This is a genomic window from Pontibacter sp. FD36 (assembly GCF_015686655.1).
In the GTDB taxonomy this organism is placed as follows: Bacteria; Bacteroidota; Bacteroidia; order Cytophagales; family Hymenobacteraceae; genus Pontibacter.
In genome coordinates, this window is record NZ_JADPMP010000001.1 from 317,472 (window position 1) to 329,893 (window position 12,422).

11 protein-coding genes are annotated in these 12,422 nt (G+C 46.9%); 5 read left to right on the forward strand and 6 right to left on the reverse strand.

Features of this window, described 5'->3' with window-relative positions; translation table 11 throughout:
* The first annotated feature begins 974 nt into the window (after nucleotides 1-974).
* The 3 genes from I0P70_RS01365 to I0P70_RS01375 all read left to right on the forward strand — a co-directional run bounded on the left by I0P70_RS01365 (nucleotide 975) and on the right by I0P70_RS01375 (nucleotide 6,416).
* Entirely contained in the window at nucleotides 975-4,103 is a 3,129-nt protein-coding gene (locus tag I0P70_RS01365; protein ID WP_230391925.1) for a TonB-dependent receptor, read from the forward strand.
* 18 nt (nucleotides 4,104-4,121) lie between these two features.
* A complete protein-coding gene (locus I0P70_RS01370) occupies nucleotides 4,122-5,708 on the forward strand; it encodes a RagB/SusD family nutrient uptake outer membrane protein (protein WP_230391926.1) in 1,587 nt (528 codons plus the stop codon).
* A 93-nt stretch (nucleotides 5,709-5,801) separates the two neighbouring features.
* Nucleotides 5,802-6,416 carry a ribonuclease HII gene (locus tag I0P70_RS01375; protein WP_196114415.1) on the forward strand — a complete coding sequence of 205 codons (615 nt, stop codon included), beginning with the start codon at nucleotides 5,802-5,804 and terminating at the stop codon, nucleotides 6,414-6,416.
* Between the two features lie 8 nt (nucleotides 6,417-6,424).
* Here the strand turns inward: I0P70_RS01375 and I0P70_RS01380 are convergent, their stop codons facing one another.
* From I0P70_RS01380 to I0P70_RS01390, 3 genes are read right to left on the reverse strand one after another with little or no spacing between them, the layout of a single operon-like run.
* Nucleotides 6,425-6,859: a response regulator gene (locus I0P70_RS01380; protein ID WP_196114416.1), complete on the reverse strand. Its 435-nt coding sequence runs from the start codon at nucleotides 6,857-6,859 to the stop codon at nucleotides 6,425-6,427.
* Between the two features lie 46 nt (nucleotides 6,860-6,905).
* Nucleotides 6,906-8,375, reverse strand: coding sequence for an ATP-binding protein (locus tag I0P70_RS01385; RefSeq protein WP_196114417.1), 1,470 nt, complete (start codon nucleotides 8,373-8,375; stop codon nucleotides 6,906-6,908).
* 6 nt (nucleotides 8,376-8,381) lie between these two features.
* On the reverse strand, nucleotides 8,382-8,561 hold the full coding sequence (locus tag I0P70_RS01390; protein ID WP_196114418.1) for a hypothetical protein: 180 nt from the start codon (nucleotides 8,559-8,561) through the stop codon (nucleotides 8,382-8,384).
* A gap of 220 nt (nucleotides 8,562-8,781) precedes the next feature.
* Between I0P70_RS01390 and gcvT the strand changes: the two genes are divergently transcribed.
* A complete protein-coding gene (gcvT, locus tag I0P70_RS01395; RefSeq protein ID WP_196114419.1) occupies nucleotides 8,782-9,870 on the forward strand; it encodes a glycine cleavage system aminomethyltransferase GcvT in 1,089 nt (362 codons plus the stop codon).
* Between the two features lie 93 nt (nucleotides 9,871-9,963).
* The gene (locus tag I0P70_RS01400) at nucleotides 9,964-10,692 is read left to right on the forward strand and encodes a 2-phosphosulfolactate phosphatase (protein WP_196114420.1); all 729 of its coding nucleotides are present in this window, start codon (nucleotides 9,964-9,966) and stop codon (nucleotides 10,690-10,692) included.
* A gap of 148 nt (nucleotides 10,693-10,840) precedes the next feature.
* On the opposite strand, the gene I0P70_RS01405 is transcribed toward I0P70_RS01400, so the two are convergent.
* The 3 genes from I0P70_RS01405 to I0P70_RS01415 form a co-directional block, all read right to left on the reverse strand.
* The gene (locus I0P70_RS01405; RefSeq protein WP_007657023.1) at nucleotides 10,841-11,167 is read right to left on the reverse strand and encodes a nucleotide pyrophosphohydrolase; all 327 of its coding nucleotides are present in this window, start codon (nucleotides 11,165-11,167) and stop codon (nucleotides 10,841-10,843) included.
* Between the two features lie 23 nt (nucleotides 11,168-11,190).
* Nucleotides 11,191-11,643, reverse strand: a complete 453-nt coding sequence (gene dtd / locus I0P70_RS01410) for a D-aminoacyl-tRNA deacylase (protein WP_196114421.1) — start codon at nucleotides 11,641-11,643, stop codon at nucleotides 11,191-11,193.
* Nucleotides 11,644-11,710: 67 nt separating this feature from the next.
* Nucleotides 11,711-12,361: a hypothetical protein gene (locus I0P70_RS01415; protein WP_196114422.1), complete on the reverse strand. Its 651-nt coding sequence runs from the start codon at nucleotides 12,359-12,361 to the stop codon at nucleotides 11,711-11,713.
* Nucleotides 12,362-12,422: the final 61 nt, after the last annotated feature.

Sequence of the window (12,422 nt, forward strand, 5' to 3'; positions counted from 1 at the left end):
ATTAGAAGAGCCTTTTCTGCAAAAATGGACTCTATAATGCTAAATAGAATGTTAAAACATTAAATATAGTAGTGTATTGATTTTTTAATGTTAAAATTCAATTTACTAATCATAACATTATACGTGTTAAATTTTAATTGGCACTTGATTTATAGCATTTTAACTAAAAAACAATGTTATAATATTGAGTTTTTGTTATTCATATATTTATATTTTTAATGTTATAATGTAGCTGTTTGACTGTAATCGGAGAGAGGGTAATCAGGAAGCAGGAGAGTGAAGTGAGCTGAAAAATGCTTTTCAAATTTGTAGCTATGCTCCGCATCATGAGGTATGTGTCAAATGCTTTTGTAGGTTTGGAACGGCCAGGTGTGAGGTTATGCTGATAGGATTCTGGCTTTATGTAGTAAAGGATACTTATGATGGACCCTATTCGGGTTTGAAGTTTAAGAATTCTGGCCAAAGCTGATTTGGAGAGCTGATAATGCGGTGTGTGTTATAACACTGAATAAGAATAACTTATGAGTGTTGCGATTTGCTGTGTATTAATTGTTTTGGTGATATGTTGAGGTGACTTCTTAGGGGTGCAGTTGGTAGGAGTGTGAAATTCAGTGTATTATATATAAATACATCTATTTTGAGATGATGGTAATTTGTAATAACACAAGATAAAGGGTTAAATGGCTGAAAAAGACGTAGATAAGGTTGGAGAATTTTAAATAGCAGTTTTGTATATATTGAAAAAATATTCTTAGTTTGGAGCATCCAAATAGTCAGTAAAGTTTGCTTAAGTACTAAACAAGCTTGATTTATTTCTGTTAAGAAGCTAAATACCGACATACCTTTATGCAGCTTTTTTACCAGTTAGTTAACGATACTCTACGTGTACAGGCCATCATATCGCATATGCTTATTGTAAATCTTAAACCTTAAATCTTAACTACTATTTATCTTTCACCTCAATTAACAGACCAATGAAAAAACTACTACTATTGAGTTTTGCGCTGGTATTCGTCGTGCTTCAACAGGCATTGGCGCAGGGCAGAACTGTTACGGGTACTGTGACAGACCAGTCGACTGGCCAAGGCCTTCCTGGTGTTGCAGTGCTTGTAAAGGGCACTAGCTCCGGTACGGCTACCGGTGCTGACGGTACTTATTCTATTAGTGTGCCGGCAGACGGCAACACACTCGTTTTCCGCTTCCTCGGCTACAGAACAGTAGAGCGTCCTATTGGGACAGCCGCTACTATTAACGTGGCACTTGAAATCGACCAGAGACAACTGGATGAAGTTGTAGTGGTTGGTTATGGTACACAGCAGAAAAAAGACGTTACCAGCTCCATTGCCACTGTAAAAGGTGAGACACTTGCTAACTTGGCAACGCCTTCCTTTGACCAACAGCTGGCAGGTCGTGCGTCTGGTGTACAGATCACACAGCCTTCAGGTATCCTGGGTGCACCTCCGAGAATCAACATCCGTGGTGTAAATACGATCTCTTCCAGCACGCAGCCACTTATCATCATTGATGGGGTGCCAGCAGTGACTGGTAACTTAGGTGCCTTTACACCAAACAACGCTCTTGCTGACATTAACCCGAACGATATCGAGTCATTCGAGATCCTGAAGGATGGTGCTGCGACAGCGGTTTACGGTTCACGTGCTTCTAACGGTGTAATCCTTATTACTACCAAGCGTGGTAAGTCTGGTCAGGCAAAGTTCTCCTACGATGGCTGGGCTGGTTCTGCGAAGGCAATCCAACTGCATGACCTGCTAAATGCAAGCGAATTTGTTGAAATTCAGAACGAAAAGTACAGAAACGCCGGACAGGCTGAGCCAGCCAGACTTGGTGAGCATGACACAGACTGGAACAAGGAAGTATTCCGTACTGCTTTCCAGCATAGCCACGCTTTTTCTGCTAGCGGAGGTACTGACAGAAGCACTTACTTCTTCTCTTTAGGTTATTCAAACCAGGAAGGTATTGGCCGTGCTAACAGCCTGGAGCGCTACACAGTTCGTACGAACCTGACTACTAAAGTAACGAACTGGTTGGATTTCGGCCTCTCTGCAGGTTTGTCAAATCAAACTAACCAGGGACCACTGACAGGTTCTAACAACCTTTCTGGTAACATGTTCGGTGTAATTCGTATGCACCCTAACGTGCCTGTGTTCAACCCTGAGCATCCAACAGGTTACAATATCGACTTTGATGAGCCTCGGGCGCTTGGACGTGGTCCAAACACAATGATCATCGCTAACGGTATTCCAAACATCCGATACGTACTCGACAACAATCTGCGTAAGTCAACTTCTTACCGTGGTTTGGGTAATGCTTTCTTGGACTTTAAATTGGTGGACAATCTCCGTTTCAAAACGTTGATAGGTGCTGACATCAGCTTGACAGATGACTTTCTTTATAATAACCCGGTTCATGGTGACGGTATAGGGTCGGCCGGTCTTGTTTCTCAGGTATTCACACCAATCAACCGTTGGAACTGGCAGAACATCTTGTCTTACAACAAGACTCTGAATGAAGTTCATAACCTTGACGCGACATTAGTACAAGAATACACTAAAACCAGAAACCGTTGGTTCCAGGCACAGGGTACAGGCTTGGCAGATGCTTTCTTCCGTGAAAACCTGGTAAGCGGCTCTTACTCTAACCAGTTCTCTGGTGGTAACATCGGTGAAAACGGTCTGGTATCTTACCTGGCTCGTGTTAACTATAACTTTGCCAGCAAGTACTACTTTGGCGTGTCAATGCGTGTGGACGGTTTGTCTAAGCTACCAGAAGACAATCGTTGGGGTTACTTCCCAGGTGTTTCTGCGGCCTATAGAATCTCTGAAGAAGATTTCTTCAAGAACTCCTCTGCCCTTAGTGTTATCTCTGACTTGAGAATCAGAGGTAGCTATGCTCAGGTTGGTAACGTAGACATCGCTGGTAACTATCCATACCTTGGCACATTCGGTGCTGCCTTATATGGTGGTCAGAATGGTATCTCTTACGGTCAAACTGCTAATCCATTCCTGAAGTGGGAATCTCAGAGAATATCTGATGTTGGTCTTGATGTAGGCTTATTCGACGGAAGACTGAACTTAGAAATGGCTTATTGGAGAAAAGATAACTCTGATATCGTGCTTCAAGCGCCAACAGCCCCTTCTTTGGGTGTTCCTAACAACTACATTAACAGCAACATTGGCCGTATCGTGAACGATGGTCTGGAGTTCGCAATTTCTGGTACAGTGATCGACAAGTCTAACTTCAGTTGGAACTCTAACCTGAACTTCTCTACGCAGAACAACCAAATTAAAGAGCTTGTAAACGGTGCTGACATTGTATTCCCTTACACTATTCACCGTGAAGGAGAGTCTATCAACTCCATTTATGGTTATCAGTATGAAGGTGTTAACATGTCAAATGGTAACCCAATTTTCCGTAAAGCTGATGGTACACTTATCCAAGGTAACGTAACTGCTGCTCCTGGTAAGTCTGCTGGTGCCTTCTATGTGTACGATCCTGCTAATCCAAGCGTACTGGGAGCTTCTTCTTCTCTGAGCGCGGCTGATAAAGTGATTCTTGGCAACACGCTTCCTAAGTGGTTCGGTGGTTTCGACAACAACTTTAAGCTGGGCAACTTCGATGCAAACATATTCGTGCGTTTCTCAGGTGGTAACAAGATCATGAACCGTACACGTCAGGACCTGTTAACGATGCTGTTTGAAAACAACGGTACTGAGATCCTTGGCAGATGGCAGTCTCCAGAGAACCCAGGTGATGGCCAGACTCCAAAAATCAGAACGGGTTACAGTACTTTCATCAACCGTGACAACGAAGCTTCTTCTCGCTTTGTAGAAAATGGCAACTTCTTGAAAGTGAGTAATATGTCACTTGGTTACACATTGCCAAAATCAATAACAGAGCGTGTAAACGTTGATCGTCTGAGAATTTATGCTCAGGTTCAGAATGCTTTTGTATTCACAAAATATGAAGGTTTGGATCCAGAGACATTCACCAATATTGACGGTAATAACAGCATGATGGGTGTAGACTTCAACGGTCAGCCACAACAGCGTGTGATTACTGTTGGCTTGAATCTTGGTTTCTAATTTTTAATTACTTTCAAAATGAAAAATATATTTTATTATAAAAATAAGCTGAAGCTGGCTGTAATGGCTCCTGCGGTATGCTTGTCGCTGATGCTGACTTCGTGTGAGAAGGAGGTAATGGACTTAATGCCTTACAATGCACTGACCGAAGAAACAGCTTTTACTACTCCTGAGCGAATTAACTTGGCTGTAGTGGGTATCTATGATGCCGCTCAAAGTGGTTTCTACGCTGGTGGTGCAGTTCGTGGCTATCCGTTTGGTGCTGCTCACGTGGAGCAAGGTGATAACCGAGGCGAGGACATGCTGAATCTGGAGGCTTTCTATGCGATCACGTATGAAAGCAACTATAATGCAGCTTCTGCTAATAACCAGTATCATTTCGAAACCCTGTATGCTGTAATCAACCAGGCAAACGTGGTAATCGAAGGATTGCAGAATGCACTAGCCAGCAATATTATTACCGCTGAAGTTGCCCAGCAGTATGAAGCGGAGGCCCGCTACCTTCGCGCTCTGTCACATCATGAGCTTTTAGTTCACTTTGCGCGCCCGTATAATCATACGCCTGACGCATCGCACTTGGGTGTGCCTTACAGAACAATAGCTGTTAATACTCCTGCACGTGTGGAAGAAGCTAGAGCACAGGGTAGAAACACTGTAAGAGAAGGATACGACTTATTGCTTCAGGATCTTAACTTTGCAGAAGAATTTCTCCCTGAAACAAGAGGTGCTGCATTGAGAATTTCCAGAGCTACTAAAGGTGCAGCAGTTGCGCTTAAAACGAGAGTATTGCTTCACAAGCAAGACTTTGCAGGAGTAGTTACAGAAGGACGTAAAATGGTGCCTGAGTCGGCTCCATTTGTAAGCCCAATAGGTGGCTACAGACTTACTGAGACTGCTGATGGCCCTTGGGCAGCTAATGGTAACAACACTGAGTCCATCTTCTCTTTCGAGAACTCAGCTATTGACAACGCCAGTGTGAATGGCTCTCTGGGTCAGATGTACAATGCTGGCACAGGTGGTAGAGCACTAGTTGCAATCAGCCCAATCATCTGGAATGCAGCGTTCTGGCCAGCTGATGACGACCGTCGTGATATCACGGTTAGCACTACAAGAGCTATTTACACTAATAAGTATAGAGATGCAGCCACACAATCTGACTGGTCTCCTATTCACCGCTATGCAGAAGTTCTACTTAATACGGCAGAGGGCTTAGCGAGAACGGGTAACGATGCCGCTGCTCTAAGTATTCTGAACGCTGTACGTGGCCGATCTACTGATCAGCTTTATTCTGGTCTGTCTGGTGATGCATTGATTCAGGCAATCGTGAACGAACGCAGAATAGAGTTTTTGGGTGAAGGTATTCGATGGAAGGATATTCACCGTCTGGCTAAGGAGGGTAAATTTGCACCGCAAGGAATTCCTGCTAAAGTAGCCTCTGCTAATTTGCAGCGCACAGATTATAATGCTGCAAGTGGTTCAGTTAGAGAAGGTGCCAGAACCATAGCTGCCATTCCTTATGATGACTACCGTTTTATCTGGCCTATTCCAATTACTGAGATCAATGCTAACCCTGTGTTAGCTGCTCAGCAAAACCCTGGATACTAAGCCTCACGGATAGTATAGATTTGAAAAGCTCTGTCAGCGCAAGCTGGCAGGGCTTTTTGTTTTATTTTTGTTATTCAAATTTCAACTGATGCTATGGCACTTCTTCCCAACTACAGTGGCTATACCTTAGAGGCAGGTATAGACGAGGCCGGTCGGGGCTGTTTGGCAGGCCCTGTTGTGGCCGCTGCTGTGATACTACCACCAGACTATGACCATTCCTTGCTGAACGATTCAAAGCAGCTCAGCCATAAGCAAAGGCTGCAGCTGCGGGTCGATATTATACGTGATGCGGTAGCCTGGGCCATTGGCGAGGCAAGTCCTGAGGAGATCGACCAGATAAACATTCTGCAAGCTACCTACCTGGCCATGCACCGGGCTATTGAGGGGCTGGAAATGGAGCCGGAGTACCTAATTGTGGACGGTAACAGATTTAAGGCATACGGCGCACTGCGCCATACCTGTGTGGTAAAGGGGGATGGAAAGTATCTGTCTATTGCGGCAGCCTCGGTGCTGGCCAAAACGCACCGCGACGAACTGATGTGCGCACTAGCAAAGGAGCACAGCCATTATGGCTGGGAACGCAATGCAGGCTACCCAACGAAGGAGCACCGTAACAGTATTGCACAGTTTGGGGCTACGCAGTACCATCGGCAATCCTTCAGGTTGCTGTCAGAAGAGCAATTGATGCTGTTTCCTAAAGAAGAATAACAGGACCTCTATTTAAGTTTGATAAGGTCGAGAAACAGCGTGAAGTTATCGAGTGATGACGGGCTGGCTTCGAAGTTTTCGAAGCTCATCGGCTTGACGATATAACCTGAGACATTGAGCCGCTGAGCAGCCATACGATCCGTTTCTTCGTTCGAAGTGGTCATGATAAACACCGGAATGTGGCTGAATTCCGGCTCACGGCGCAGCTCGGTTAAAAACTCCAGGCCATTCATGCGCGGCATGTTGATGTCTAGCAGAATCACACTGGGAGCAGGCGATATTTTGGGCACACCGCTTCCGCGCAGCATATCAAGTGCCTCACGGCCATTACGAGCCACATGGATCGGGTGAGTAATGCCTATTTTTTTAAGTTCACGTTCCACATTCATAATATCCAGGTAGTCATCTTCTACTAAAAGGATATTAACGTCTTTATTTATCATAGCGCTTGTCGAAATTCAATGATCAAAATTAATATAAATCTTTCAATTACGCCTGGTTTTTAGGCCAGGTAAAACTGAAAGTAGCCCCTTGGCCGGGGCTGGAGGCCACCCAGATGTTCCCTCCATGTCGCTCTACAATCTTTTTTACTATAGCTAGTCCCACCCCTGTACTTTCGACCGCGTCACGCTCCTGCAGTGTCTGGAAGATCACAAATATGCGCTCATGGTACTCTGGGGCTATACCTGGACCGTCGTCTGAAACCGAGAAGGTATAAAAATTTTCTGCCTCCTGGCAAGTGATGTCGATATGCCCGTCCTCCCGGTCATGGTACTTGATCGCATTAGAGATCAGGTTAAGAAAAACCTGATGCAAATGCACCCGCTCTGTGTATATTTCCGGCATTCCGGGACCAATGTTCATAGTAAACCCATTGGGTGCCGAAGCCATATCCGTAACCTCTGTTAAGAGCTGCTGGACATCCACCACTTCCTGCACATAGCTGTTCCGGTCCACGCGGGCAAGTGCCAGTATGCCGTTGATCAGGTTTTCCATGCGGTGTACCCGCACACGCATCATCAGCAGGTACTCTTTAATATTATCAGGCAGATTCTGCCCCATGTCTTCTTCCACCCACCGCGAGGCAACCTCTATGCCTCTCAATGGCGCCTTCAGGTCATGCGACACCACATAGGCAAACTGGTCCAGCTCTTTGTTCTTGCGATCAAGCTCCGAAAAGGTCTCGTCAATCGTGGCTGACATCCTGTTAAGGGAGTGTGACAGCTGGCTGAGTTCGTCTTTAGACGTATCCACGATCTGGGTCTGGTAATCTCCTTTCGAGATTTTCTCGGCCAGTGTTACCATTTTCATGATACGGTTAGAGATGATCCGGGTAATGTACCATGCCCAACCGAGACCCAGCAACACCGATAATATGGTAAGAACGGTGGATACTTGCCTTGTAGTATTGATACTGGTGTTCAGCCGGTCATTTCTTTCCCCACGCAAAGTATACTCATGCGAGTTGAACACGCGGAAGTCACTTCGGATGGTGTCCATCAATACTTTTTCGCCCAGCACCAGCGTATCGAGTTTCATGTCGAAGGCCCGAGAGGAGACATCCAGTGTATCGCTTCTCTTCATCTCGATAAGCGGCTCCGCATATTGCGTTATCCAGTCATCATGCGTCTTGATAATTTTATCCAGTTTCTGTTTCTGGCTTTCAGAGGCGGTATAATTCCGTACATCTTCCCGAAGCCTGGTCAGTAGTCTTTTCGCTTCGTGATAAGGCTCCAGAAATACTTCGTTCCCGTTGAGCAGGTAGCCACGCAAACCTGATTCCATGTCGATGATGTTGCGCTGTAGCGAAGCAGAGTTTCGGACCACGATCTGAGAGCGTGTTACCCAGCGCATGTTTTCGATCACATCCTCCGACAACCTGAAGTTTACGATGGCAACAGTGGTGAAAAGCAGTGAAATCAGGACAAACCCGATAAACAGCTTGGTTGATAGCTTCATGGACTATTATCTGATTAGCGCCAGACTGAGCTTTTGGTTAGACAGATGATATCCTGCTAAATTAGCAAAAATGGAGCGAAGCAAAATAAAGCGCCAGGCAAAACGGATGGTCAGGCTTGGCGCAGGCAGATAAAAATCAGGCACACTTGTCCTGCGTGCGAAGGTGAAATAAGAAGTAGATGGCATGTTCCTTTTGGCTAAAAAAGTGACGGCTTGGTTTACGTGCCGGATCAGACAAGGTTATGCACATACGGGTGTGGAAAAACGGTTGCAGGCGATCAGAGACAGACGGGTTTCCTGATTAATAGCTTTTGGGCTATATAAATCCTGTTCCTACATAAAATTTCGGAAGCGGTTTTATTTTACTTAATTTTGGGCATCTACTTTATTAGCAATCAAATCTGATATGGAACTGAAGAAAATAGCTTTGAATGATGTGCACGAGTCGCTGGGTGCGAAAATGGTGCCTTTTGCAGGGTATAACATGCCGGTGCGCTACTCGTCTGATCTGGAAGAGCACAACACCGTGCGCAATGCCGTAGGCATATTCGACGTGTCGCACATGGGCGAATTCCTGGTTAAAGGCCCTGAGGCACTTGATCTGATCCAGCGCATCACTTCAAACGACGCTTCTAAACTGACCCCAGGCAAGATCCAGTACTCCTGCTTCCCGAACGAGGATGGCGGCATCGTGGACGACCTGCTGGTATACTGTATGGCTGAGAACGAGTACATGCTGGTGGTGAACGCCTCTAACATCGAGAAGGACTGGGCCTGGGTGAACAAGTACAACACCAAAGGCGCGGAGCTACAAAACATTTCAGATGAAATGTCGCTGTTTGCTGTGCAGGGACCCAAGACAGTAGAGGCACTGCAATCGCTTACTTCTGTAGACCTGGGCAGCATGGTATACTATACCTTCGAGAAAGGTGAATTTGCCGGTGTGCCTGATGTTATACTCTCTGCCACAGGCTATACTGGCTCTGGTGGATTTGAGATCTATGTGAAGAATGAGGACGCCGAGAAGGTGTTCCATGCGATCATGGAAGCTGGTAAAGAGCAGGGCATCAAGCCAATTGGTCTGGGCGCCCGCGACACACTGCGTCTGGAGATGGGCTTCTGCCTTTACGGCAACGACATCAACGACAGCACTTCACCCCTGGAGGCTGGTCTGGGCTGGATCACCAAGTTTGATAAGGAGTTTGTGAATTCAGAAAACCTGAAGGAGCAGAAAGCCGCTGGTGTGAGCAAGAAGCTGGTGGGTTTTGAGATGTTGGAGAAAGCTATACCTAGAGCGCATTACGAAATCGTGAACGCCGAAGGTGAGCAGATCGGTGAAGTTACGTCCGGCACGATGTCCCCATCTTTGGGCAAAGGCATCGGTATGGGCTATGTGCAGACTGAGTACAGCAAGCCAGGCACAGAGGTGTTTGTACGCGTGCGCAACAAAGACATGAAAGGCCAGATCGTAAAGCTGCCATTTGTAAAGAAGTAATCTGATTGTTGATTGCTGGTTGTTAATCGTGGTTCGCTGGGTCGGACCTTTTAACAATCAACAATCAACAATGTAACAATCAACAATTAAACAATGCCGAGTATAGATGTGTGCTACAGCCCGGAGCTGTTGCACTTGTATGAACTGGAGGGGAAGGCAGTGGTGGCTGTGGATATTCTGCGTGCTACCTCTACGATGGTGACGGCCTTTGCACATGGTGCCACTGATATTATACCTGTGATGCAACTCGAGGAGTGCCGTGCTTATGCCGAGCAAGGCTGCCTGACAGCCGCTGAGCGAAATGGCATCAAGGCCGAGGGTTTTGATTTAGGTAACTCACCTTTTGCTTACATGAACGGGCAAGTGAAGGACCGTACGGTGGCCATTACCACCACAAACGGCACCCGTGCCATCCGCATGTCAGAAGCAGCGCAGGAAATCATAGTAGGGGCTTTCCTGAACCTGGAGTCTGTCGCACAGCACCTGCGCGAACTGCAACTGGATGTGCTCGTGGTCTGCGCCGGCTGGAAAGGCAAGTTCAACCTCGAAGACACACTGTACGCCGGCGCACTGGCTGAGCGACTGCAGGGTGAGTTTGAGTTTGAGAATGACGCCACACTGGCTTCGCTATACCTGTACCACGCCGCTAAGGATGATATGGTCACGTTCCTGCGTCAGTCCTCACACGTGCGCCGCCTCGAAAATCTCGAGATCCACAAGGACATCGAATTCTGCCTCCAGCACGACACCTACAACGTGCTGCCGGTATGGAAAAGGGATAGGTTGGTAGACCTGAAAGAGTTTAAGAGTTTGGGAGTTTAAGAAATCTCAAAAGAAAGGGTTTATTCGCTTTTAACAGGTAGACCTATTATTAATAATAACCACTGAATAGAATAGGGCCGGTCTTGATAGACCGGCCCTATTCTATTTTAAACATCACTCTTAATTCTTCCTTCCTAAACTTTCAAACTTACTTCAGCTTCTCGTTCTGTTTGTGTCTTTCGCTGTCGCGGGAGGTTTTCTTCTCCAGGTTTTTGCGGAGGGCTTCGGTGAGGTCTATACCTGTCTGGTTGGCGATGCAGATGAGCACAAAAAGCACGTCAGCCAGTTCGTCGGAGAGCTGCTTGCCTTCATCGCTTTTCTTGAACGACTGCTCACCGTACTGCCGTGACATGATGCGGGCTACTTCACCTACCTCTTCCGTAAGGATAGCCATATTGGTCAGTTCGTTGAAATAGCGAACACCGTTTTCTTTGATCCAGTTGTCAACGATGGTTTGGGCTTCTGCGATGGTCATAATGTGTTCTGTGTAGATCTAAATTATTCCCGGTTTTTGGAGTCGATGGTGATGGTGACAGGGCCATCGTTGAGCAGGGCCACTTTCATGTCAGCACCAAACTCGCCGGTCTGCACTTTTTTGCCCAGTGCCTCTTCAAGCAGTACTACAAATCGCTCGTACAGAGGTATAGCTACGGCAGGAGGAGCGGCCTGGATGTAAGAGGGGCGGTTGCCTTTTTTGGTGAGCGCATAGAGCGTAAACTGGCTGATCACGAGCAGGTCGCCCTGTACATCCTGCACGCTCAGGTTCATTTTGTCATCGGCGTCGCTGAAGATGCGGAGCTGTACCACCTTGCTGGCAATCCATTTCATGTCTTCTTCTGTATCGTCGTTGGTGAAGCCTGCCAGCAGCAGCAGACCGAGTCCGATCTCGCCCTTTACCTGGTTGTCGATGGTAACGGAAGCTTGGGTAACGCGTTGGATGACGATGCGCATGAGGTATACCTTTGGTTCAGCAGCAAAGGTAAGGTTTCTGAATCACTTATGCCCTGGGCGGTTTTTGTTAATCAACATAGCCCTCATACCTGATCCTGTTCACTTTGCCGTTTTTCAGGAAGAAGCGTAGCGAGATCGGAGCACCCTCCACAGAAGTTGCCACAATTTCAGAATTGGTTTGCAGAATGCGCACGTCAAAGTTTTTAAGCTTTGTCATCAGCTCCGGCTGGCTCATACCTACCTTCATGTTATTGCGTAGGGCAATGCCTGCATTGCGGATGTCAGCTACCTGCAGGAGCAGGTCACCAGTCTGGGTAGGTGCGTAGAGCTCAATTACCGATTCGCCAAAACGGATAGTGTAGATCGTGTCCGTAATAGCCGGGCGGTGGATATTTTCCACTGGGTCGGCATCGAGTGTGAAGTCAGTGCTGATGCGGGCAAAGTAAGCGTCCAGTTTCTTGCTCTGGCGGTAGTCTGACAGAAATGGGTTGCCCAGGAAATCAATCGTAGCCGGAGGTCCGCCCGTCGAGCGTTTGGCCAGCATGGTGTCTGGCTCCATGTGCTGCGGGTTACGCTCCTGTGGTTCGTCCGAGTGCTCGTCGTGCGTGCCTTCAGTGCTGCAGGCACCCGCCGTGGTAGTGATCAGCAACAGCAGAACCAGCAGGCGTACAGAGAGGCTGTACCTGTGTCGTAGGCTGAGGCTGATAAGATGTAACATGGTGTAGATTAAAAAGCGGGCAAGCAAATTATACTTTACATACGAGAACTGACGTTCTTAA